Genomic DNA, 21,823 nt, shown 5'->3' with positions numbered 1-21,823 from the left:
TCATTGCTGCGCTCCCTGGCGCTGACGGCCCTGCCCTTGCCCACGGCCACCAGCCGGACGGTCGCCCGGCAGCGTCACCTTGGCCCCATCGCGCAGCCGGTCCGCCCCTTCCGTGATCACCTGCTCGCCAGCCTTCAATCCAGTACGCACCTGCACCTTGTCGACCGTCGCCTCGCCCCGCGTCACCGGGCGCATCGCCACCGTCTTCTCCTTCGCATTCAGCACATACACGAAGTCCCCGTTCGCCCCATGCCGCAGCGCCGTCACCGGCACGACCACGGCGTCCTTGATCAGGTTCACCTGCAACCGCAGGTTGACGAACTGGCTCGGGAACAGCTTGCCGTCGGCATTCGCGAAACGCGCCTTGGCGCGCACCGTACCGGTCTGGACGTCCACCTGGTTGTCGAGCGCGCTGAAGGCGCCGGTTGCCAGTGTCTGGCTGCGCGTGCGGTCCAGCGCCGTCGCCTCCATCCTGGCCTTGGCCCCGATCCGTTCCTGCAGGGTCGGCAGCTGGTCTTGCGGCACCGTGAATTCGACATCGATCGGCGAGAGCTGGGTGATGACGGCAATGCCGTTGGCGTCGCCGCTGCCCACCAGGTTGCCGATGTCCACCGTGCGCAGGCCGACCCGGCCGCTGATCGGCGCCTTGACCGAGGCATAGCCCAGATTCAGGCGCGCCGTGCCTTCCGAGGCGCGGTCGGTCATGACGGTGCCTTCCAGTTGCTTGACCAGCGCTGCCTGGGTGTCGACTTCCTGGCGCGCGATGGAATCCTGCTCCAGCAAGGTGCGGTAGCGCGACAGGGTCACCCGCGCGCTTTCCAGCTGGGCCTCGTCGCGCTGGCGCTGGCCGCGCGCCTGCATCAGTGCCATCTCGAAGGAACGCGGGTCGATGGTCGCCAGCACCTGGCCCTCCTTGACCAGCTGGCCTTCGGTGAAATGGATCTTCTGGATCACGCCGGACACCTGTGGGCGCACCGTCGCCGTCGCCGCAGGCACCACGGTGCCCAGGGCATCGAGCGTGACGGGAATATCGGCCTGCTCGGCGGTCGCCACGCCAACCGTGGTCGCCGGCCCGCCGCGGCCCCGGCCTCCTCCGCCTCCCGGTCCGGCGCCGCGCGCTCCTGGAGCCGCTCCTGCGGCTGCCGGTCCGCCGGCGGGATTGCCCGCCGGGCGATGCGTCAGGTACCAGGCCAGCGCCGCCAGTCCCACCATCGCCAGCACGGCGATGACGGTGCCGACGATGCGCGCGCGGCGCGGTTTGGCGGTGGGCGGGGCGCCATGCGTGAGTGGCGTACGGGTCGTGGTCGGGGGCTCCCTGGTGTCCATGCTCTTCCTTGTCTTTCCGGCCAGAACGGCATTGTGTTCTTCAGTGTCCGGTTGACTGTAGCATGGTGTTTTTGCGCGATATGTTTCATAACGTACATTGCGCGCGCCCTGGTTCCCACACTGGCGCCAGGGGCTTTACATCGATTTACACCGTTCGCCGCCTGTTTGCAGCAAGTCGAAGAAAAACGGGCGCGGAACCTGCATTCCGCGCCCGCTTTTCCGTGTAGGAAACGGTTACAAACTCGCTACATGTCGAATCATGGCAGGCCGCACAGGCAGTGCGTGACGGCCGCAAACGGCTTGCGCTCCCTGGTCAGCTCCGACAGGAAGGCCATATCCCGGGCCACCTCGGCCACCGGGCCGGCCGGCATCGCTTCCTCGAGCAGGCCGAGCTTGACCTGGATGGTCACCGCCTGGGAGGCGGACGCGCCCATCAGCTGCAGGAAGCGTTCGACGCGCGATACCGGACGCTCGACATAGTCCACGCGGTACCCCTGGCCGAGCCTGGCGCGGCGGGCGGCGGAGTTCAGGGCGTCCTCGTAGCTGCCCAGGCGGTCGACCAGGCCGCGCTCCTTGGCCTGGGCGCCGGTCCAGACCCGGCCCTGCCCCACTTCGTCGATCTTGGCCGGCGTGGTCTTGCGCGCCGCGGCCGCCTTGCTGGTGAACTCGGCGTAGACGTGGTTGATGCTGCTCTGGACCACCTGGCCGAAGCGCGGATCGAGCGGTCGCAGCGGGTTGTAGGCGTCGGCCAGCCAGGTCGTGGTCACGCCGTCGGTATGGATGCCCAGCTTGTCGCGCACCTTCTCGGCCGTCGGCAGGATGGCGAACACGCCGATCGAGCCGGTGATCGTGTAGGGGTCGGCGATCACTTCGTCGGCCGCCATCGAGATCCAGTAGCCGCCCGATGCCGCCAGGCTGCCCATCGACACCACCACCGGCTTGCCGGCGGCGCGCGTGAGTTCCAGTTCGCGGCGGATCAGCTCGGAGCCGTAGGCGCTGCCGCCAGGGGAGTCCACGCGCAGCACGACGGCCTTGATTTCGTCGTCCTCGCGCGCCTGGCGGATCAGGTTGGCCGTGGTCAGGCCGCCGACCACGCCGGGGCCGCCCAGGCCTTCGGTGATGTTGCCGGCGGCGACAATCACGCCGACCGCGCTGCCGAAAGGCTTCTGCGGGTGGCGCGACAGGTAGTCGTAGAAGCCAACCTGGCGGAAGGATTTGGTGTCGTCGTCGTAGACGCCGCGCTTGATCAGCATGGCGCGGATCTCGTCGCGGGTCTTGAGGCCGTCGACCAGCTTGTTGGCCAGCGCCACCTTGGCGAAGCTGCCGCCCGCCGCTTCCATCTGCTGCGGCAGGCTGTCGACAAAGCGTGCGACGGCGCCGGAGTTCAGCTTGCGGTTCTTCTCGACCTCGCCGGTATACCCGGTCCACAGGGCGTTGAACAGGTAGGTGTCGGCTTCGCGCGCGGCGTCCGAGGGGCCGTTGGCGATGTAGGGCTCGGCGAAGCTCTTGTAGGTGCCGACCTTCATCAGGTTGACGGTCACGCCCAGCTTGTCCAGCGCGTCGCGGTAATAGTTCTTGTGGCGGCCGAAACCCTCGATCAGGACCATGCCCATCGGGTGCATGTAGACCTCGCTGGCGTGCGAGGCCACCAGGTAGCGTTTCTGGTCGTAGTTGCCGCTCCAGGCCACCACCTTCTTGCCGGCAGCCTTGACCCGGTCGACGCCGGCCCCGAATTCACGCAGCATGGCCAGGCCGCCGCCGTCCATTTCGTCGAGCAGCAGCACGACGGTGGAGATGTTCGGGTCCTTGGCGGCCTTGTCCAGGACTAGCATCACGTCGCGCAACAGCACGGTGCGCTTGCTGTCGCCGCCAACGCTGTCGAGCACCGTTTCACGCAGCGAGGCCTGGTACTGCTCCACCAGGTCGCCCTTGAGCTCGAGCACCAGCGCGGTATTCGCGCCCAGCGGCTTGACGCCGCTGCCGCCGAAGATCATCCAGGCCAGCAGGATGATAAAGAGCAGGAACAAGAGGTTGACGAAGGTGCGGCGGGTCGCGTCGAGCGCGCTCCACAACCAGCTGAAGCCGCGCCGCACGGCGCTGAAAGGCTTGAATGCCATCGAAACTCCCATCAATGAATGGACGCAGCGTTCTGTCAGGCGGCAACGGTAGCCGGTCCGGCCCCGGCCGGTGCGCGCTGCGAGATCGCGAACAGGCCGATAAATACCAGTATGCCATTAACCATAAGCAATTCCAGCCCGAGTCGGTAAGAGCCGAGCAGGTAAGCCTGATTGTACTCAAGGAGCGCACAAAGGATCGGTGCGCCAATCGTCACGAACGGCACCAGGCGATCTAGCAGGGTGCGCCTGGTCATCATGCCGAAGGCGAACAGGCCCAGCAGCGGGCCGTAGGTATAGGCGGCCAGCTTGAGGATCACCACGATCATGCTCGGACTGTCGGCCATCTTGAAGCCCAGCACCAGCAGCAGGAACAGGAAGGCGAAGCCCAGGTGCACGTGGCGGCGCAGGCGTTCCTTGCCGGCTTCGCTGAGGTCGGTGCGGCGCTTGATGCCCAGGATGTCGATGCAGAAGGACGAGGTCAGCGCGGTGATGGCGCCGTCGGCGCTGGGGAACAGGGCCGAGATCAGGGCGATCAGGAAGATGATCTGCACCGTGGCCGGCAAGTGGCCCATGACCACGGCCGGGAAGATCTTGTCGCCGGTGGCGGTCACGCCGGCGGTCGGAGCGTACAGGTAGAGCAGTCCGCCCAGGAACAGGAAGGCCATCAGCACCACCACCAGCACGGCGGTCAGGGTCAGCAGGTTCTTTTGCGAGTCGCCCACGGTCTTGACCGAGATCGTCTTCTGCATCATCTCCTGGTCCATGCCGGTCATGGTCAGCACGATGAAGGCGCCGGCGACGATCTGCTTGAGGAAGAAGTTGGGGCTGTCGAAGTCCATGGTGAAGATGCGCGACAGGCCCTGCGACTGCATCGCGTTCAGGCTCTCGGGAACCGACATGCCCAGCTCGTTCAGCAGGAACCAGACGCAGGCGAACAGGCCGAACAGCATGCAGGTGGTCTGCAGGGTGTCGGTCCAGACAATGGTCTTGACGCCGCCCTGGTAGGTATACATCAGGATCATGACCAGGATGACCAGGGTCGTGATCCAGAACGGAATGCCCAGGCTGTCGAGGATGATCGCTTGCAGGATATTGACGACCAGGTAAAGACGCGCCGTGGCGCCCAGCAGGCGCGAGATGATGAAGAAGCCCGCCCCGCTCTGGTAGGCGCGGCGTCCCAGGCGCACGTCGAGGTAGTGGTAAATCGAAGTCAGCTTGAGCCGGTAGTACAGCGGCAGCAGCAGGTAGGCGACCAGGATGTAGCCGATCACGTAGCCGATCAGGATCTGCGCATAGCCGAAGCCGTCCGCGCCGACATTGCCGGGCACGCTGATGAAGGTGGCGCCGGACAAGGTGGTGCCGACCATGCCGAAGGCGACCAGCATCCAGTTGCTGCTCTTGTTACCGATGAAGAAGCTGTCGTTGTTGGCGTTGCGCGAGGTGGCCCAGGCGACGCCCAGCAGCAGGGCGAAATACGCGATCAGGATACAGAAAAGCAGGACGGGAGACATAGGACGGCGGGAGGGTGAGGTTGTCGTTTCGCACAGCAATATACACCGAAGCGACGACCCCGCCTATTGCCGACAGGTTCACACCTATTCCATCAGGTTCTAGGCTTCCTCGCCCTGCACCCGCTCGAAGGGACCGATGCAGGTTTCCATCGTCTCGTCGGCGCACATCAGGAACAGGGCCCCGGACGGGTGGAAGCGGATGAAGTTGGTGGCGCGGGTGCCCACCTTCATGATGGCGCCGGAACAATCCTTCTTGCCATTGTCCTTGGTGATGCGGTCTTCCAGCCGATAGAAGCCCTTGGCGCTGGGCTTGTCGGGGATCTTGAATTCGCTCTCGGACACTTCCTCGGCGCTGGTGACGAGCGTGGTGCCGTCGCCGCGGAAGCGGTAGGTCTCGGAGCAGCCCAGTTCGGGCAGGCTGAGGCGCCAGATGCCGAGGATGGGATGGTCGGCCGGTGGCGCTGCCGCCGCCAGCCCGCTCAGGGAAAACAACAGCAACAGTCCGGCAGGCACTCGCATGGCAGGCTCCTTCGGCGGGTCATTGCAGCGTCGCCCGCGCCATCGCAGGCCTTTCCATTATTGCAGCAGCTGCGCGCGTGCGGCGCACACGCGCAGCTTCGCCAGGTCAGCCGTTCTCCGAGCCCGTTTTGGGCTTGGCCGGACGGCGGCCGCGTGCGGCGGGCTTGCGCGCCGGCGCCTTGTGGGCGGGACGGGCCGACTTCTTGCGCGCCGGTTTACCTGCTTCGTCTTCGCCCTCTTCCGTTCCGGTCACGGCCGGCTCCGCTGCCGGTTCGGCCGGTTCGGCCGGTGCGGAGTCAGGCGCCGGCTGCTCGGCCACGGGTTCGGCCACGGATGCGGCAGCAGCGGCCTCCGCTGCCTTCTGGGCGGCGGTCTTGCGTGGGGCACGGCGGCGCTCCTTGGCCGGCGCCGGCGCCGGCTCGGCGGCCGGGATTTCCAGCGGCGCCGCTTCGGGAACGGCGTCCGCTGCCGATTCAAGTGCAGGCTCAGGCGCCAATGGCGGCACTGCGTTGTCGGCATCCGGCAAGCCCGCTTCCAGCACCGGCGCAGCCTGCTCGCCGCGCCCGCCCTGCTTGCGGCCGCCACGGCCGCGGCGGCGCGATTCGCGCACCGGCTCTTCCTGCGGCGCCTCCAGGGCGGCCACGTCGGCTTCGGCCTGGAACGCCTGTTCGGCGAGAGGCGCTTCGATCGCCGGCTCCGCGGCCGGAACCAGCACCGGCGCATGCGCGCTGCGGTACACATAGGTGCCTGATTTCTCGTCGCGGCCGAACTCGAACAGGCCGCGCGTCTGCGCTTCCTCGAGCAGGTTGCCGAAGGTACGGAAGCCGTAATAGGTCTCGTTGAAGTCCGGACGGCGGCGCTTGAGCGTGTCCTTCAGCAGCGAAGCCCAGATCTTGCCGGTATCGCCGCGCTCGGTCACCAGGGCGTCGAAGGTCTCGACGACCATCTCCAGCGCCTGCACCTTGCGCGCTTCCAGCTCTTCCTTGCGGCGGTCGTCGCTCGGGCGCTTGTTCTGCGGCTGGCCGCGGCGCGCGTCCTGCTCTTCCTTGCGCTTGGCGGCGGTGCGGCGCTGCTCGCGCACCAGGTCGTCGTAGAAGATGAATTCGTCGCAGTTGGCCACCAGCAGGTCCGAGGTCGACTGCTTCACGCCCACGCCGATCACCTGTTTGGCGTTCTCGCGCAGCTTGGAGACGAGCGGCGAAAAGTCCGAGTCGCCGCTGATGATCACGAAAGTATTGACGTGGGACTTGGTGTAGCAGAGGTCGAGCGCGTCGACCACCAGGCGGATGTCCGCCGAATTCTTGCCGGACTGGCGCACGTGCGGGATCTCGATCAGCTCGAAGTTCGCCTCGTGCATGGTCGACTTGAAGCCCTTGTAGCGGTCCCAGTCGCAATAGGCTTTCTTGACGACGATGCTGCCCTTGAGCAGAAGGCGTTCCAGCACCGGCTTGATGTCGAATTTTTCGTAGTTGGCGTCGCGAACGCCCAGTGCGACGTTCTCGAAGTCGCAGAACACCGCCATGCTGATATTGTCGGAAGATGAAGCCATGAATTGTTGTTTTCTGGAAAATATTGGGAATACCAGGGGCGATTATACGCAACAAGGTCTGCCGGGCATGCACAAGCTGTAAACGCCCGCATCTGGCACAATGCCGGGGCTTACGCATCCAACCGCAATCATGCAAAAACCGACCCTGACTTATCTTCACCTTCGCCCCAACGAGGAACTGCCGCCCGCGGGCATGCTTCCGTCCTCCCCTTTCCTTGCCGTGCTCGTCATCGACGAGGTCTGCGAAGAAATGTGGCGCTGGGAAGCAAGCCGCTGGCTGGCCGGCTCGCACTGCCGCTACGTGCTGGCCTGGGGCCAATACTGCGAAGACTGGGCCGAGTCGGTAGACGACGCCAACCTCGAGGCCTACGACTACGACGACATTCCGGAAGACAAGCTGGTCATGACCACCTCGCACGAAGAAGAGGAGCTGGACGACGTGTTCTGGTTCGCCAAGCACCGGGCCCGGCATCCGACCCTGGTGCTGTCGCATACGGTGATCATCCACATCGCCGAGCGTGGCCGCAAGGATGTGCTAGAGAAGCAGTACGGCCAGGCCTAGCATCTAACTGCCCACTTTCCTCCCACTAGCCGGCGAATCAAATCACGTCAGAGCCGCGCCAGCGTATTGCGATCCGGCGCCCCATCGAAATACTTGTCGATGCAAGCCTGGAACACGGCCACATCCGGCGCCACGTCGGCGAACAAGGTCATCGACGAGTGGAATTTCACGTCGTCCGGCGGCGGAAACACATCCTCGATGGCGTCGGCATCGAGCGCGGCCACGATCCCCGCGCACTCGTTCATGCGATGGCCCAGCAGCGAATGCGCCAGGTAGGCCGCCGCCTCGTCGGCCGAGCGGATCGCATAGCGCTGCGACATTTCGCTTTGTCCGAGCCCGGCGATCTGCGGAAAGATGAACCACATCCAGTGGCTGCGCTTGCGCCCGGCGCGCAGTTCGGCCACGACCGTGTCGTACACCGGCGCCTGCGCATCGACGAAGCGTTGCAGGTCGAATTCGTCGCTCATGTTCTGCTCCCCTTGTTCACATATTGTCCCTTAGATGCTACAGGCTCGCCGTTGTTTGCTAAAGTGACGCACGATGAATTCCGAACACCTCACCCTGCTCCTGGTCCGGGAGATGCCTTACGGTAAATACAAGGGACGCAAGATCGCCGACCTGCCCGGCCATTACCTGGGCTGGTTCGCGCGTGAAGGCTTTCCGAAGGGCGAGCTGGGCCAGTTGCTGGCCCTGATGTACGAACTCGACCACAACGACCTGCGCTCCCTGCTCCACCCGCTGCGCGCCCGCCCAGTGGGTGCGCGAGGCGGAAGCGGGTCACCCTGACCCTCGCCTATACTGAACGAGCGACCGTCCATACCGGCGCCGCTATATAATCTGGGCAACTTCTTCTTATTGAACAGATGCCGAACGAACCCACTTCCACGCCGCTCGTGCTGGTGGTCGAAGATGACGACCACATCGCCCAGGTCCTGCGCTTCATGCTCGAACGCCAGGGCTACCGCGTCACCCACCTTGCCGACGGCCGCGCCGCCAGCGAGCACATCGCCACCGCCACCGTCGCGCCGGACCTGATCCTCCTCGACGTGATGCTGCCCTACATCGACGGCTTCGAGATCGTGCGCCTGGTGCGCGAGCGCGCCGACTGGGCCGCGGTCCCCGTCCTGATGCTGACGGCCAAGAATACCGAGCGCGACACCGTGCGCGCCCTGGACGCCGGCGCCAACGACTTCGTGATCAAGCCCTTCCAGCCGAACGAGTTGCTGGCCCGCGTGCGCCGCTTCCTGAGGCCCGCCGCATGACGGTGGCATTCTTCATGATTCCCGTCCGAGGCCGCATTGGCGATCGTCCAGTCGTCTGATCCCTTCGTCACCGTCGCGCTCTGGACGGGAATCGTCGCGCTTGGCCTCACGCTCCTGCTGAGCCTTCAAATCGTCCAGCTGCGGGTGTCGCTGCGCCGGCGCGAACGCCACGAAGCACGCGTGCTGGCGCGCTGGCGCCCGCTGCTGAACCAGACCATCGTCGGCGAACGTCCCGATCTGCCTGTCCTGGCCCCGCGCGAGCGCCTGGCTTTCCTGCGCCTGTGGGTGCATTTGCAGGGTTCGCTGCGCGGCGAGGCCACCGAGGCCCTCAACGCCATGGCGCGCGAGCTGGGCGCGGACCGCCTGGCGCGCGCGATGCTGGCCCGTGGCGCGCGCGAGGAACGCCTGCTGGCGGTGCTGGTGCTGGGCCACCTGCGCGACCGCGAAGCCTGGCCCCAGCTGCTGCCGCTGGCGGAGCTGAGCGACAGCGCGGCCTCGCTCACCGCCCTGTGGGCGCTGGTGCGGGTCGATCCCGATGCCGCCGCCGAGTACCTGACGCCGCTGTTCATCGAACGCGAGGACTGGGCGCTGTCGCACGTGGCCGGCATCCTGCAGCAAGCCGCAGCGCCCACGGCGAAGGTGCTGGGACGCGTGCTGCCCACCCTGCCGCGGGATCGCCTGCCGCGCGCGCTGCGCATCGCCGAGGCGCTGCGCGTATCGCTGCCGGCCGAGGTGCTGGCCGGCGCCCTGCGCAGCGATGCGGTGCCGATCGTCATCGCCGGCCTTCGCGGCGTGATCACGCCCGAGACCATCCAGGAGGTGCGCGCCCTGCTCTCCCATGAAGACTGGCAGGTGCGGGTGCAGGCCGCGCGCGCGCTGGGCCGCATCGGCACGCGCGAAGACGCCGACCGCCTGGGCGCCCTGCTGGCCGACCCGCAATGGTGGGTGCGCTACCGCGCCGCGCAGGCGCTGCGCGAACTGCCGGCCCTATCGCGCGCCGACCTGGAACAGCTGCGCGCCTCGCTCACCGACCGCTTCGCGGCCGACATGCTGCAGCAGGTGCTGGCCGAGGAGGAGACAGCATGAGCTTCAGCCACTTCCTGGTCGAATTCATCACCTGGTTCGTGTTCTGCTACTTCATCGCGCTGAACGTGGGCTACCTGACGCTCAACGCCTTCTCGCTGCGCGCGCTGCGCCGCAAGGGGCAGGAACTGTTCATGGCCGACCTGCCGCGCGCCTACTCGGGCCTGGAGCCGCCGATCAGCATCCTGGTCCCGGCCTACAACGAGGAAGCGACCATTGCCGCCTCGATCCGATCGATGCTCCAGCTCAGCTACGCCGAGTTCGAGATCGTCATCATCAACGACGGCTCCAAGGACAGCACCCTCGAGGTGCTCAAGCGCGAGTTCGCGCTGCTGCCCTTTCCCGAAGCCTACCGGCGCCAGATCCCGACCCAGGAAGTGCGCCAGGTCTACCGCTCCACGCGCTACCCGAACGTACGCGTGATCGACAAGGTCAACGGCGGCAAGGCCGACTCGCTCAACGCCGGCATCAACATCTCGCGCTACCCGCTGTTCTGCGGCGTGGACGCGGACTCGATCCTGCAGCGCGACAGCCTGGCCAAGGTGACCGAACCCTTCCTGCGCGACCCGACGGTGGTAGCGGCCGGCGGCACGGTGCGCGTGGCCAACGGCTGCGAGGTCAGCGGCGGCTTCCTAACCAAGGTCGGGCTGCCGAAGAACATCTGGGCGCTGTTCCAGGTGGTCGAATACCTGCGCGCCTTCCTGTTCGGGCGTCTGGGCTGGTCGTCGATGAACGGCATGCTGATCATCTCGGGCGCCTTCGGCGTGTTCCGCAAGGACGCCGTGGTGCTGGCCGGCGGCTACCGCCGCGACACCATCGGGGAAGACATGGAACTGGTGGTGCGTATGCACCGCCTGCTGCGCGAACGCCGCCAGCCCTACCGCATCGAGTTCGTGCCCGACCCGGTGTGCTGGACCGAGGCGCCGGAAGACTACAAGACGCTCAGGAACCAGCGCATCCGCTGGCAGCGCGGCCTGGCCGAGAGCCTGAACGCCAACTGGGGCCTGCCGCTGTCGCGCAACGGCGGCGTGCCGGGCTGGCTGGCCTTCCCCTTCATGCTGCTGTTCGAGTGGCTGGGGCCCCTGGTGGAGCTGGGCGGCTATGTGTTCATGGTGCTGGCCTTCTTCACCGGGCTGATCTCGTGGCAGGCCTTCGGCGCCTTCCTGTTCGTGGCCGTGGGCCTGGGCATCCTGCTGTCGGCCTCCGGCCTGCTGCTGGAAGAGATGTCCTTCCACATCTACCCGCGCGGCAAGCAGCTGCTGATGCTCGGGCTGGTCGTGATCCTCGAGAACTTCGGCTACCGCCAGCTCAATTCGGTCTGGCGCCTGATCGGCCTGTGGCGCTGGGCCATGCAGACGGAATCAACCTGGGGCACGATGAAACGCAAGGGCACCTGGCAAAGCGGCGCCCAGAAATAGGCGACGCGCTAGACTGCCCTCATGTCCCGCCACCTTCTTGCCCTGCTCGTCATGACCGCCCCGCTGCATGCCGCAACGCTGAGCGTCTGTCCCGCCACGGGCGACGCGCCGGCGCGCGCCTTCATCGGCGATGGTCCGGGCTGCCGCAAGATCGAACTGGGAATCGACGTCGCGCGGATCGAGACGGTGTACATGCTGCCGGCGGATGCGCGTCCCGAACAGACCATCCTGCTGCAGGGTGACGACAGCAAGGGGACGCTGGCGGTCAGCGAACATACCCTGGTGCCCGCCAAGCCGCAGCCCGATCTACCGGCGCCGATGCCCTTCGGCGAGAACCTGCTGGCGACAATGCGGATGCGTACCTTCGGGGTCGAGGAGCGCGTTCAGGCGAGCCTGCAGGATGGCCGCCTGCGCATCGAGTGCAAGGCCGGGACGAAACCTGCCGGCGTGCTGCTGCGCGGCCCCTGGTACCTGCCGCGTGCCGCGGCAAGCCTGCAGGCGACGTTTTCAGGCAAGGGACAATTCCTGTGGCAGGCCGCTGACGCGGCGCGCGCCGCGCGCGAAGATGCGATCGACATGGGCAGCCTGTCCTCCACCGGGCGGCTGTCCCTGCCCGCGGGCCTGGAGCGCCACACGTGGGAACAGTTCACTATTCTGTGTCCGGCGCAGGCATCCAGCCTGTCGCTCGACGCACTGACTCTGGAGCCGGCCGCGGCTGCGCGGGCGCCCCGCTCGACCTGGATCTGGAACCAGGCCGAATGGCGCGAGCGCGGCCAGGCGCTGATCGACTGGGCCACGCAAGAGAAGATCGGCGAGCTGTTCGTCACTGTTCCTCTTCAGGAAGGACGCGTCATCGAGCCGGAAGCACTGGCGGCCTTCGTCAAGGCGGCCGGAGCGCGCGGCATCGCGGTGACCGCGGTCGATGGCGACCCGCACATGGTGCTGCCCGGAGAGCAGGCGCCCACGGCGGCGCGCGCCCGTGCCTATGCCGCCTACAACGCGCAGGCGGAACCGGCTGCGCGCCTGAAAGGCATGCAGTTCGACGTCGAACCTTACCTGCTTCCGGCGCATGTGCTGCCGCCGTCGGAGCGCGACCGGCGCTACCTGGAACTGGCGGCGCGGTTGCGCGAGGCGGCAGGATCGATGCGGCTGGAATTCGTCGTGCCGTTCTGGTGGGATGGCAAGCCGGATCTGCTGCGCGAGCTGGCCAGATCGGCCGACGCGCTGTCGGTGATGGATTACCGCACCGATCCTGGACAGATCTACCGCTTCGCCGTGCCCTTCCTGGACTGGGCCGAGATGCATGGCAAGCAGGTGCGCATTGCGCTGGAGGCGGGGCCGATCGGGGCAGAGACCCAGCGTCGCTACCAGCGCGCGGCTAAAGGGGCTGCAGGCGACATGCTGCTGTTCGAACTGGAGGGACAACAGGTGCTAATAGTGCTCAGACAACCGGCGGCGCATGCGAAGGCGCAGGCGTTCACGCTGGCCGGCAGCAGAAGCGTCGATGGATCGGCCACGACCTTCCACGCGGATAAGGCGGCGTTGACGCGTTTGCTGCCGAAGCTGGAAACCGCCTTCGGAGCTTGGAAGGGATTCGGAGGAATAGCGCTGCACGAATGGCGCTAACCAGCGCCCCGCCACCTGACCGTCGTTCCCGCGCAGGCGGGAAACCAAGTTCCTGTGCGTGACTGCTACGTGCATTCCCAGCGATCCGCAACCGACCGGATGGTTCGTCCGTTCCGACTTCAAGCGGACTTGGAACGCCTAACAAAACCTCCGTAGCCGCGTTGCGGCTCCTTGCCGTACAGGCCGGCTCCTTGCCGTACAGGCGTACTGTCTTCGCCGCGGCGCCTTGCTCTGAAGGTTTCGTTAGGCGTTCTTAGCCGTGACGACGATGATCTCGCCCTACCAGAAGAAAGGCCGAAGTTGTAGTTCCCTGGATATGATCTTCGCGCCATCCCCAGATTGTCTTGGATTGCTTGCCGCAGCAGTCGCAATGGCCTGTCGATTCATTCCAAAAATTCGCTCGAACCGCATCTTTTTTATTCATGGATGTTCCTTGTTGAGCCCGCGCATAGCTGACCGCTTGTGGCCGATTGCAGACGTACTTGTACACCGCTGCCCGCAGAATGATCGTGATTCGCCATCCCCGTGCGATCCTTAAAACATACCGATTATTAACGGGGCAGCCAGAAAGAAAGCAGCAAGCAATCTGATAGCAGTGGTGCCGCCTACGCGCGTTCCAGTATTGCGTTTTTCGACAATGAGCGACCATACAGCGCTGCCGGAACTCACGACGAGTGCGAACATATAGGCGAAGCCAATCTTCATCAGCGCTTCAGCAATGTACACCTTGCCATGTGGCGCGGACGAGTAACCGGAGACCATCCAGACCAGGCCGATCAGGACGGGTGCGACTCCCAATATCATGAGAACGTTCGCGAGGCGGAGTTTGTTATGCGGTGTCATAGCCAGGCAGTGTACCGGCGAACTCGATGAAGAAATACGCATATTCCCACGTCGTGCATGGACTATTCCGGGAAGACCGAGCGGATCCCATCGCAATAGGCGGCCGAAACAACTCTGTCTTCGCCCATTAAGGACTCCGGCGCGGACTTGCCCGCATCCTCTTCGCTCACAAAACGCAACGAAACGCGGAGCAGCGGCCTGGACAGTTGGACGAGCCTGAACGCCCGTTTTCCCCGTTCCTTCGCCAACGCGCAAGCGCCGCGCAGCATGAACATGGACTTTGCCGCGACGCTTCCCGCAGGATGCAAGAGTTCGACGGTCGAAGCGGTGTCGCTACGCTCGACCTCCTGGAACACCATGCCCGGAGAAATGCCACCGGCATTCGGTGCGGGGCTCGCGGCCATGCGGAACAAGGGGGTATCGGCAGCGTGCGGCTGCGAGGCGAAGATGCACAGCAGAAAAGCGGAAAGGATCTTGATTTTCATGGGAGCCTGAGAGTGGGGACAAAGGCGGCGTCGATTAGCCGCGATGTCCATCCTCGCATCGGCGCCATGTGGCCGGCAATCGCTGCCGGCGACGGCTAGCGACACGCGCCCCAGGGTGTCATACCGTGCTCCCACGCAAGGCCTCAGGCCGTCGGCAGCCCCACCACAAAGCGCGTCCCCTTCCCCATCTCCGTTTCGAACGCAATCGTTCCGCCATGCTCCTCGACGATGGCCCGGCTGATGCTCAGGCCCAGCCCCGTCCCGCCCTTCGGCCGCGTATCCGCCGCATCCGCCTGCGCGAAGCGCTCGAACACCCGACTGCGGAACTCCGGCGCAATCCCCGGCCCCTCGTCGGTCACGGTCAGGCGCGCCTTGCCCTGGCTCTGCGCCAGCCCGAGGGTCACGGCCCGGCCATGCGGCGTGAACTTGATCGCATTCGACAGCAGGTTCACCAGCACTTGCACCATGCGGTCGTGATCGACCTCGGCGCGGATATGTTCCGCACCTTGCTGGCTGTCCAGCCGCAGCAGCACGCCGGCCTGCTGCGCATGCCCCTGCATCGAGGCTAGCGCATGCTCGGCCAGCGGCAGCAGCGGCTGGGCCGCGCGCCGGTATTCCATCTTCCCCGACTCCATCTTCTGGATATCGAGCAGGTCGTTCACCATGCGCACCAGGCGTTCGGCGCTCTGGCTGGCGATGCGGATCAGGCCGGCCACGTCCGGCGCCAGCTCACCCGCCATGCCCTCGTCCAGCATCGACAAGGACGCGCGGATCGACGTCAGCGGCGTGCGCAGCTCGTGCGAGACGGTCGAGATGAATTCGTTCTTCATGCGCTCGACCTTCTTGCGCTCCGATATATCGTGCAGGAACACGCTGAAGAAGGCGTCCTCGCCCTGACCGGCCAGGCCGGCCGTCATCTCGATGGGGAATTCCGCACCCTGGCGGTTGATCACGGTGCGCTCCAGGCGCCGCCCGAGCGCGCCCAGCTGGCCGGTCTGGCGGAAGGCGTGCAAGGCCTTGCCGACGCTGGCGCGGTGGCGCTCCGGCACCACCAGCTCGGCCAGCGGCCAGCCCACCGCTTCGTGGCGGCGCCAGCCGAACATGCGCTCGGCGGCGGCGTTCCAGTCGACGATCAGGCCGCGCTGGTCGACCGCGACGAAGGCATCCTGGGCGGCGTCGACGATGGCGCCGATGCGCTGCTCGCTGGCGCGCACCGCCGCCAGCGCGCGCTCGAGGTCGCGCGTGCGCTCCTCCACCCGCCGCTCGAGGGTTGCGTTCAAGTCCTGCAGCTCGGCACGGCGCTGCACCAGGTCGGTCACCAGCGCGTTCAGCGCGCCGGAGAGCTTGCGCACCTCGTCGTAGCCGTCGCGGCTCGGCACCAGCTCGGTGGTGTCGCCGCGCCGCAGGCGGTCGGCCGAATCGGCCAGTTCGCCCAGCGGACGCGTGATGCGGCGCGCCACCAGCACGCCGGCCAGCGAGAACAGCACCGCCAGCGCCGCCCCGCTCCACAGCGCGCGCTCGCGCAGGCGCGCCACCGGCCGGTAGGCGTCTTCGACGTCCTGGCGCACCAGCACGTTCCAGCCCAGGCCCGGATAGATGCCGCGCCCCTTGGTCGCGCCGTAGCCGACCAGGTAGGAGCGGCCGTCCGGCCACTCCTCGACCAGGTAGCCGGTGCGTTGCTGGCGCGCTTCGCGCAGGCTGGGCTGATCGATGGTCTTGCCCTGCAGGTCTTCGGGCCCCAGCAGGACCACGCCTTCGGCGCTGACGATCAGGGCCTGCACCTTGCCGCGCGCCTGCACCGGCGCGATGATCGAGCGCTCGACGTCGCGCGCCCACTGCCAGGACAGGTGTACGCCCAGCACGCCGGCCGGCTTGCCCTGCGCGTCCATGTAGGGGAAGGCCACGTCGACGAAGCGGCGCGGCTCGCCTTCCGGCGCCGGCAGCAGCTTGGCCAGCAGCACGGCTTCGTGCACGTCGCCCACGTAGACGCCCTTGAGCGCGTCGCGGAACCAGGGCCGCTGCGCCACGTTGGCGCCTTCCAGCAGGCCGCGCGCTTCCACGAGCACCTTGCCGTCCAGGCCGGCCATGCCGATCCACTCGTAGTACCAGTAGGTTTCCTGCATGTCGGCCAGCACCTTGCGGCGCCGCTCCTGGCCCGTGGCCGGGTCGACCAGGTCGGGCCGGCGCGCCATCAGGCTGACTTCGCGGTAGCGCTCGTACATGCCGCGGTCGAGCTTGTCGGCGGTCTGCATCGCCAGCTCCCCCAGGCCATGGCCGATGCTGCTCTTGACCTGCTCGGTGGAGGCGCTTTCCACCACCTCGACCAGCAATAGGGTCAGCACGACGGTCAGGGTGGAAAACGCCAGCGCCAGCCAGGCCCCCAGGCCGCGTGGCTTCAGACCTTCAGGAATTGCGCTAAAAATTGCCATAATGCACTTAAAAATACTGAATCCACAGCGTAACACACCAGGTCGATGCCCAGCGGATAGTAGCGAACGGGGCTACCCGCTACGGATAGGGCCGCCCGAATCCGCCCTCTAGAAAGCCTGCCGTTCCGCACGGCCACAGCCGATTTCCGCTAAACTTGTGTGTTACATGGAATCACGCCACCGATTGGGAAACACCGTCATGCAAGCCACCGCCACCGCCGCCCTCCTCGACTACGCCACTTCGTGCACCCTGCCCACGCCCTGGGCCCAGTTCACGCTGCACGCCTGGGTCGAGCCGGCCACCGGCAAGGAGCACCTGGCGATGGCCCTGGGCGACCTGTCCACCGGCGAGCCGGTGCTGGCGCGCGTGCACTCGGAATGCCTGACCGGCGACGTGATGTTCTCGCAACGCTGCGACTGCGGCGCCCAGCTCGAAGGCGCGCTGCAGCGCATCGCCGAGGAAGGCCGCGGCATCCTGCTTTACCTGCGCCAGGAAGGCCGCGGGATCGGCCTGGTCAACAAGATCCGCGCCTACCGCCTGCAGGAAGCCGGCGCCGACACGGTCGAGGCCAACCTGCAGCTGGGCTTCCACGCCGACGCCCGCAACTACGAGCTGTGCCGCCCGATGCTGGAGCATTTCGGCATCCAGTCGGTGCGCCTGATGACCAACAACCCGCGCAAGATCGATGCCCTGACCCGCCTGGGCATCCAGGTGGCCGAGCGCGTGCCCCTGCTGGTCAACCGCAACGCCTTCAACAACAGCTACCTGAACACCAAGCAGGCCAAGCTGGGCCACATGATGACGCCCGCAGCGGCGCAGGCTTCCGACGCCGCGTAAGACCCGGAGGCGCCTAACGCGCGCGCAGCCCGTTGATCTGGTGGCAAGATAGAGGCCTACGTCTTGCCATCCAGAGATTGAATGAAACGGGTAGTCATTGCTCTTCTCCTGTCCTGCCTGGGCCTGAGCGCGGCGACCGCGCCGAATGCGCCGCCCGCCGCCTCCCGTCCCGCCAGCCAGGTCGCCAACCAGGGGCCCTCCGCCGCCGCCGGACCGGCCGCGCAGGAACTGCCGCCCGCCGCCACGCCGCCCGCGCCCGGTCCCGGCGAAGTCGAGGCCCAGGAACCGCTGCCGCCGCCGTCCTCCGCCGCACAGGACCTGTATGCGTCCGCGCGCGCCGACCTGCTGCAGATCCGTATGCTGCTCAAGAACGGCCGTACCCAGTCGACCGTGGGCTCGGGCTTCCTGGTCGGCGACACCAACCTGGCGCTGACCAATTACCATGTGGTGTCGCAGATGGCGCTCGACCCGGACGTCTACACCGCCGAGTACATCGACACCGACGGCAACACCGGCCCGGTCGAACTGATGGCGGTCGACGTTCTGCACGACCTGGCCGTGGTGCGCGTCAACCGCAACGGCAGCGGCTTCTTCAAGGTGCCGGAACGGAAAGTCACCCTGCGCCAGGGCCAGTACCTGTACTCGCTCGGCAACCCGCTCGACCTCGGCTTCGCCATTTCGGAAGGCTCGTACAATGGCGTCCTGCAGCGCAGCTTCTACGACCGCCTGATCTTCAGCGGCCCGATCAATTCCGGCATGAGCGGCGGCCCCAGCATCACGGCCAGCGGCACAGTGGCCGGGATCAACGTGGCGCGCCGCCTGGACGGTGAGTCGGTCAGCTTCCTGGTGCCGGTCAAGTATGCGCAGGAACTGCTGCGCACGGTGGCGGCCCAGCCGGCGCCGCCGAAAGACTTCAATCCCCTGATCGCCCAGCAGCTGCTGGTCCACCAGGGCGGCATGGTCGACCGCCTGCTCGACGAGCCGCTCACCCTCAAGGGCATGGGCCCCTACCTGGTGCCGGTGCGCGAATCCGGCCAGGTGCGCTGCTGGGGCCGCTCGACGGTGAAGTCGGAAGCGGCCTACAGCGTCGACGCCATCAATTGCGTGATGCAGTCGGCCGTGTTCGTGTCGAATTCCCAGCAGACTGGTGCCGTGGGCCTGAGCCACCGCTACATCCGCTCCGGCAGCATGGAACCGCTGCGCTTCGCGGCGCTGGCCAGCGACCTGTTCGGGGTCGAGGGCTTCGGCAGCATCGGCGACCCGCGCCTGACCAAGCCTTTCTGCACCGAGCGCTTCGTGCACACCCGCTCGCTGCCGCTGCGCGCCGTGACCTGCGTGCGCGGCTACCGCAAGTTCGAGGGCCTGTACAACTTCACCCTGCTGACCGCCAGCACCGACTCCGCCCAGGCCAGCCTGCAAAGCCGGGTCGACGTGTCCGGCGTCTCCTACGAAAACGGCTTGCGCGTGACGCAAGCCTTCCTGGGCGCCTTCGGGCGCAGCGGACGCCGATGAACGGGCCCTGGACCATTGAAATGCTGGCCCGCAACGGCGAGGTGCTGCACCGCTATCGCGTGGCCGCGCTGCCGATCCGGGTGGGCCGCGCCTATGACAACGACTTCATCGTCGACGACGACTACGCCGCGCCGCACCACGTGGTGATCCAGGAGAGCCCGGACGGCAAGCTGCTGCTGCGCGACCTGGGCAGCCGCAACGGCATCGTGCACAAGGGCCGCCGGGTCACCGAACTCGCACTGGACGGCGACACCGTGGTGCGCATGGGCCACACCACCCTGCGCGTGCGCGGCGCCGACTATCCCGTCGGCCCGGAACTGCGCGACCGCACCATGCACGGCTGGGAAGGCCTGCTGCCGGGCGCGGCCGGCGCCCTGCTCACCGGCCTGGTGGCGCTGCTGGCTGCATGGCTGACCGACCGCGGCAGCTACGAGCTGGAACGCTACGTGCAGGCGCTCGCGGCCGGGATCGGCATCGGCCTGCTGTGGAGCGGCCTGTGGGCCTTCAACAACCGGGTCTTCAGCCGTCACGCGCGCCTGGGACGGCATTTGTTCATCTTCGGCTGCGGCCTGGCGACCCTGCTCGCCTTCCGCTTGCTGGCCAGCCTGCTGGCCTATGCCTATTCCTGGGAATGGCTCACCCGCTACGGCTCGCACGCGGCGGTGCTCACGGTGGCCGGGGTCATCTATTTCCATCTGGCCACCGTAAAACCCCAGCTCCGGACACGCCTGCGCGCGATCTGCGCCGGCATGGCCATCCTCGCTTCCGGGCTGGTGCTAGTGGGCAACGAGCAACGCCACGGGCGCGTGGCAGACGAGCTCTACATGTCGGTCTTGTTGCCGCCCGAACTAAGGGCCAGCCCCGATGCGCCGGTGGCCGAGTTCATCGGCCAGGTCGGTGCGATGCGCGCGGAGATCGATGCCGAGCGCAGGCGCAAGCCGGGGGACGAAGGCTGAGCCGGATGCACACAAAGCGGTGGCGCGGCCGATCCCGCAGGCGTATAGTGGTTTTTCCGGCCGACGCCTGTCGGGCCGTACTACAGGGGAGCCGCACATGACCGAGCGCCAGCGCCGTGCCGACAAGGCGACCGCCGACGCCGTCGCGCGGGCAATGAACATCCTGTCCGTTCGCGGCGCCGGGCTGGCGCGGCACTACATGGAATATAAACGGGTTGCGGGCACCGTCATTGCGCGCACGCTCGCCGAGCCCGGCCTGCGGCGCCGTCCCAGCGCCGGGCAGGCCGTCACGGAAGCCATCACCCCTTCGAGCGCACAGGACAATAGCTGACGGCCATGCGCCCACCAGCGAAAGGAGCCAGCCAGATGCCATCACCTATCGCCTCCGCCACGCCGCCGGGCCCCTTGCGCCCCCTGCTCACGCTGGCGCGCCGTCTCCTGCAGACGGACGATGCCGATACCGCCCTCACGCTTGCCGGACAAGCCCTGGTCGAGCTCGCACGCGTGGATGCGGGGCTGCTGGTTGTGCGCGGCAATGGCGGCGGCGGCGTCGAGTTCGATCGCGAAGGCACACCGCGCGCCGTGGACACGGGCCACGACTGGTATCCGTTCGCGGCGGCCATCCTGGACGGTTCCCGGTCCACGCCAGCCGTCGAGGCGCGCCTGCTCGGCATCGGCTTGCCGGATCCGGCGCCCGCGGCCGCACTGGTGGTCCAGTGGGCCGACGAGCCGGACGAAGGTGTCATCGCCGGCCGCCGGTACACGCTCGCCATCGTGCTCGAGCTGGCCGTGGCCGCCCTTGGCCGTATCCATGAATACGCCCAGCTGGCCAGCCTGGTCGGCAGGCAGCGCGCCCAGCTGCTGGGAGAGTCACAGGCGCATGCCGCCGAACTGGCGCGGCGCGACGTCCTCGAAAGCGAAATGCGGGTGCTGTCGCTGACCGACATGCTCACCGGACTGCACAACCGGCGCGGTTTTTTTGTCCATGCGGAACAGGTGTTCAAGGTGGCGCGCCGCCGGCACGCACCCAGCGCCGTGCTGTTCGCGGATGTCGACCATCTCAAACTGGTCAACGACCAGCTCGGTCACGACGCTGGCGACCATCTGATCCGCGATGCGGCCGAGGTGTTCCGCGCTTCCTTTCGGAGTGCCGATGTGGTCGGGCGCCTTGGGGGCGACGAGTTCGTGGCCTACACGCTGGAAGACGCCCAGCCGCAGACCATCCTTGCGAGGCTGCAGGACAACTTGAACGCGTTCAACCTGATGCAGGAACGCCCGTACCGCTTGTCGCTCAGCGCCGGCATCGTGTCCTGCGAACCAGACGAACACCAAAGCCTGCTCAACTACGTTGTCCTTGCGGACCAGCAAATGTATGCCAACAAGCGCAGCCGGCTTCATTAGCGTTTGCTGCCTCCCCCGAACTGAGTTGCCTCATTGCATGCGTGGCGCGAGCCCGCTTGAGCGCGTATAGTGCTGTCCTTGAAAAAATTACGTACTCAAGGGGATGGGAGACATGTCTGCACCACGCCAGCGACGCCATGACCAGGCGACGGCGAATGCCGTTGCACGTGGACTCAATATTCTTTCCGTGCGCGACGCGGAGGTGGCACGGCGCTACATGGAGCACAAGCACGTGCCCGAGCCGGTCATCGAGCGCACGCTCACCCAACCTGGACAGCGCCGCAAGCTGAGCCCCGAGCAATGCGTCTCGGAGGCCATCATGCCCTTGTGCAGGCGCGGCAATCACTGAGCAGCACCTTTCTCCCGTCCTTGGCGGCAAGGCCTCT

Annotated in this window: 21 protein-coding genes; 12 read left to right on the top strand and 9 right to left on the bottom strand. The window is 66.7% G+C overall.

All coding sequences use genetic code 11. From position 1 onward, the window contains the following. The 5 genes from KBW95_RS05495 to KBW95_RS05475 all read right to left on the bottom strand — a co-directional run bounded on the left by KBW95_RS05495 (position 1) and on the right by KBW95_RS05475 (position 7,022). Complete coding sequence (locus KBW95_RS05495) at positions 1–1,326, bottom strand: efflux RND transporter periplasmic adaptor subunit (RefSeq protein WP_211527669.1); 1,326 nt, start codon at positions 1,324–1,326, stop codon at positions 1–3. A gap of 257 nt (positions 1,327–1,583) precedes the next feature. Further along, the gene (sppA, locus tag KBW95_RS05490; protein ID WP_211527668.1) at positions 1,584–3,443 is read right to left on the bottom strand and encodes a signal peptide peptidase SppA; all 1,860 of its coding nucleotides are present in this window, start codon (positions 3,441–3,443) and stop codon (positions 1,584–1,586) included. 35 nt (positions 3,444–3,478) lie between these two features. Then, entirely contained in the window at positions 3,479–4,954 is a 1,476-nt protein-coding gene (locus KBW95_RS05485) for a sodium:solute symporter (RefSeq protein WP_211527667.1), read from the bottom strand. A gap of 99 nt (positions 4,955–5,053) precedes the next feature. Then, complete coding sequence (locus tag KBW95_RS05480) at positions 5,054–5,473, bottom strand: hypothetical protein (RefSeq protein WP_229429565.1); 420 nt, start codon at positions 5,471–5,473, stop codon at positions 5,054–5,056. Positions 5,474–5,579: 106 nt separating this feature from the next. Then, positions 5,580–7,022: an NYN domain-containing protein gene (locus tag KBW95_RS05475; protein ID WP_211527666.1), complete on the bottom strand. Its 1,443-nt coding sequence runs from the start codon at positions 7,020–7,022 to the stop codon at positions 5,580–5,582. 193 nt (positions 7,023–7,215) lie between these two features. Here KBW95_RS05475 and KBW95_RS05470 point away from each other — a divergent pair, with 193 nt between their 5' ends. Continuing rightward, a complete protein-coding gene (locus KBW95_RS05470; protein ID WP_229429564.1) occupies positions 7,216–7,584 on the top strand; it encodes a hypothetical protein in 369 nt (122 codons plus the stop codon). 47 nt (positions 7,585–7,631) lie between these two features. Here KBW95_RS05470 and KBW95_RS05465 read toward each other — a convergent pair whose 3' ends face one another. Continuing rightward, positions 7,632–8,051: a DUF1810 domain-containing protein gene (locus KBW95_RS05465; protein ID WP_211523236.1), complete on the bottom strand. Its 420-nt coding sequence runs from the start codon at positions 8,049–8,051 to the stop codon at positions 7,632–7,634. Between the two features lie 73 nt (positions 8,052–8,124). Here KBW95_RS05465 and KBW95_RS05460 point away from each other — a divergent pair, with 73 nt between their 5' ends. The 5 genes from KBW95_RS05460 to KBW95_RS05440 all read left to right on the top strand — a co-directional run bounded on the left by KBW95_RS05460 (position 8,125) and on the right by KBW95_RS05440 (position 12,973). Next, entirely contained in the window at positions 8,125–8,370 is a 246-nt protein-coding gene (locus KBW95_RS05460) for a DUF3820 family protein (RefSeq protein WP_211523237.1), read from the top strand. 77 nt (positions 8,371–8,447) lie between these two features. After that, entirely contained in the window at positions 8,448–8,846 is a 399-nt protein-coding gene (locus KBW95_RS05455; RefSeq protein ID WP_211523238.1) for a response regulator transcription factor, read from the top strand. Between the two features lie 36 nt (positions 8,847–8,882). Next, positions 8,883–9,932 carry a HEAT repeat domain-containing protein gene (locus KBW95_RS05450; protein WP_211523239.1) on the top strand — a complete coding sequence of 350 codons (1,050 nt, stop codon included), beginning with the start codon at positions 8,883–8,885 and terminating at the stop codon, positions 9,930–9,932. After that, positions 9,929–11,347 carry a glycosyltransferase family 2 protein gene (locus KBW95_RS05445; protein ID WP_211523240.1) on the top strand — a complete coding sequence of 473 codons (1,419 nt, stop codon included), beginning with the start codon at positions 9,929–9,931 and terminating at the stop codon, positions 11,345–11,347. Before KBW95_RS05450 ends, KBW95_RS05445 begins: the two co-directional genes overlap by 4 nt. A 21-nt stretch (positions 11,348–11,368) precedes the next feature. Then, positions 11,369–12,973 (top strand): hypothetical protein, encoded by a 1,605-nt coding sequence (locus KBW95_RS05440; RefSeq protein WP_211523241.1) that lies wholly within the window; start codon positions 11,369–11,371, stop codon positions 12,971–12,973. Positions 12,974–13,507: 534 nt separating this feature from the next. Here KBW95_RS05440 and KBW95_RS05435 read toward each other — a convergent pair. The 3 genes from KBW95_RS05435 to KBW95_RS05425 form a co-directional block, all read right to left on the bottom strand. After that, positions 13,508–13,777 carry a hypothetical protein gene (locus tag KBW95_RS05435; protein ID WP_211523242.1) on the bottom strand — a complete coding sequence of 90 codons (270 nt, stop codon included), beginning with the start codon at positions 13,775–13,777 and terminating at the stop codon, positions 13,508–13,510. Between the two features lie 101 nt (positions 13,778–13,878). Next, entirely contained in the window at positions 13,879–14,301 is a 423-nt protein-coding gene (locus KBW95_RS05430; RefSeq protein WP_211523243.1) for a hypothetical protein, read from the bottom strand. 143 nt (positions 14,302–14,444) lie between these two features. Further along, complete coding sequence (locus tag KBW95_RS05425) at positions 14,445–16,730, bottom strand: ATP-binding protein (RefSeq protein ID WP_211523244.1); 2,286 nt, start codon at positions 16,728–16,730, stop codon at positions 14,445–14,447. 199 nt (positions 16,731–16,929) lie between these two features. On the opposite strand from KBW95_RS05425, the gene ribA reads away from it, so the two are divergent. From ribA to KBW95_RS05395, 6 genes are all read left to right on the top strand, one after another. Continuing rightward, complete coding sequence (gene ribA, locus KBW95_RS05420; RefSeq protein ID WP_211523245.1) at positions 16,930–17,568, top strand: GTP cyclohydrolase II; 639 nt, start codon at positions 16,930–16,932, stop codon at positions 17,566–17,568. Between the two features lie 81 nt (positions 17,569–17,649). Continuing rightward, positions 17,650–19,080, top strand: coding sequence for a serine protease (locus KBW95_RS05415; RefSeq protein ID WP_211523246.1), 1,431 nt, complete (start codon positions 17,650–17,652; stop codon positions 19,078–19,080). After that, positions 19,077–20,036: an FHA domain-containing protein gene (locus tag KBW95_RS05410; protein ID WP_211523247.1), complete on the top strand. Its 960-nt coding sequence runs from the start codon at positions 19,077–19,079 to the stop codon at positions 20,034–20,036. The genes KBW95_RS05415 and KBW95_RS05410 overlap by 4 nt, the downstream gene beginning before the upstream one ends. Before the next feature lie 97 nt (positions 20,037–20,133). After that, positions 20,134–20,367: a hypothetical protein gene (locus KBW95_RS05405; protein WP_211523248.1), complete on the top strand. Its 234-nt coding sequence runs from the start codon at positions 20,134–20,136 to the stop codon at positions 20,365–20,367. Between the two features lie 35 nt (positions 20,368–20,402). Next, on the top strand, positions 20,403–21,437 hold the full coding sequence (locus KBW95_RS05400; protein ID WP_211523249.1) for a diguanylate cyclase: 1,035 nt from the start codon (positions 20,403–20,405) through the stop codon (positions 21,435–21,437). Between the two features lie 112 nt (positions 21,438–21,549). Further along, on the top strand, positions 21,550–21,786 hold the full coding sequence (locus tag KBW95_RS05395; protein WP_211527664.1) for a hypothetical protein: 237 nt from the start codon (positions 21,550–21,552) through the stop codon (positions 21,784–21,786). Positions 21,787–21,823: the final 37 nt, after the last annotated feature.

The organism is Massilia sp. ZL223 (genome assembly GCF_018119395.1).
Taxonomy (GTDB): Bacteria; Pseudomonadota; Gammaproteobacteria; order Burkholderiales; family Burkholderiaceae_D; genus Telluria.
This window is presented reverse-complemented; position numbering and strand designations above follow the sequence as displayed.

What these genes read in the sequence shown, in the direction of transcription:
- KBW95_RS05435 (WP_211523242.1), bottom strand. Translation starts at nt 13,777, where the DNA reads ATGATATTGGGAGTCGCACCCGTCCTGATCGGCCTGGTCTGGATGGTC.
- KBW95_RS05460 (WP_211523237.1), top strand. Translation starts at nt 8,125, where the DNA reads ATGAATTCCGAACACCTCACCCTGCTCCTGGTCCGGGAGATGCCTTAC.
- KBW95_RS05400 (WP_211523249.1), top strand. Translation starts at nt 20,403, where the DNA reads ATGCCATCACCTATCGCCTCCGCCACGCCGCCGGGCCCCTTGCGCCCC.
- KBW95_RS05445 (WP_211523240.1), top strand. Translation starts at nt 9,929, where the DNA reads ATGAGCTTCAGCCACTTCCTGGTCGAATTCATCACCTGGTTCGTGTTC.
- ribA (WP_211523245.1), top strand. Translation starts at nt 16,930, where the DNA reads ATGCAAGCCACCGCCACCGCCGCCCTCCTCGACTACGCCACTTCGTGC.
- KBW95_RS05410 (WP_211523247.1), top strand. Translation starts at nt 19,077, where the DNA reads ATGAACGGGCCCTGGACCATTGAAATGCTGGCCCGCAACGGCGAGGTG.
- KBW95_RS05475 (WP_211527666.1), bottom strand. Translation starts at nt 7,022, where the DNA reads ATGGCTTCATCTTCCGACAATATCAGCATGGCGGTGTTCTGCGACTTC.
- KBW95_RS05455 (WP_211523238.1), top strand. Translation starts at nt 8,448, where the DNA reads ATGCCGAACGAACCCACTTCCACGCCGCTCGTGCTGGTGGTCGAAGAT.
- KBW95_RS05495 (WP_211527669.1), bottom strand. Translation starts at nt 1,326, where the DNA reads ATGGACACCAGGGAGCCCCCGACCACGACCCGTACGCCACTCACGCAT.
- KBW95_RS05470 (WP_229429564.1), top strand. Translation starts at nt 7,216, where the DNA reads ATGCTTCCGTCCTCCCCTTTCCTTGCCGTGCTCGTCATCGACGAGGTC.
- KBW95_RS05480 (WP_229429565.1), bottom strand. Translation starts at nt 5,473, where the DNA reads ATGCGAGTGCCTGCCGGACTGTTGCTGTTGTTTTCCCTGAGCGGGCTG.
- KBW95_RS05415 (WP_211523246.1), top strand. Translation starts at nt 17,650, where the DNA reads ATGAAACGGGTAGTCATTGCTCTTCTCCTGTCCTGCCTGGGCCTGAGC.
- KBW95_RS05425 (WP_211523244.1), bottom strand. Translation starts at nt 16,730, where the DNA reads ATGGCAATTTTTAGCGCAATTCCTGAAGGTCTGAAGCCACGCGGCCTG.
- KBW95_RS05440 (WP_211523241.1), top strand. Translation starts at nt 11,369, where the DNA reads ATGTCCCGCCACCTTCTTGCCCTGCTCGTCATGACCGCCCCGCTGCAT.
- sppA (WP_211527668.1), bottom strand. Translation starts at nt 3,443, where the DNA reads ATGGCATTCAAGCCTTTCAGCGCCGTGCGGCGCGGCTTCAGCTGGTTG.
- KBW95_RS05395 (WP_211527664.1), top strand. Translation starts at nt 21,550, where the DNA reads ATGTCTGCACCACGCCAGCGACGCCATGACCAGGCGACGGCGAATGCC.
- KBW95_RS05405 (WP_211523248.1), top strand. Translation starts at nt 20,134, where the DNA reads ATGACCGAGCGCCAGCGCCGTGCCGACAAGGCGACCGCCGACGCCGTC.
- KBW95_RS05430 (WP_211523243.1), bottom strand. Translation starts at nt 14,301, where the DNA reads ATGAAAATCAAGATCCTTTCCGCTTTTCTGCTGTGCATCTTCGCCTCG.
- KBW95_RS05485 (WP_211527667.1), bottom strand. Translation starts at nt 4,954, where the DNA reads ATGTCTCCCGTCCTGCTTTTCTGTATCCTGATCGCGTATTTCGCCCTG.
- KBW95_RS05465 (WP_211523236.1), bottom strand. Translation starts at nt 8,051, where the DNA reads ATGAGCGACGAATTCGACCTGCAACGCTTCGTCGATGCGCAGGCGCCG.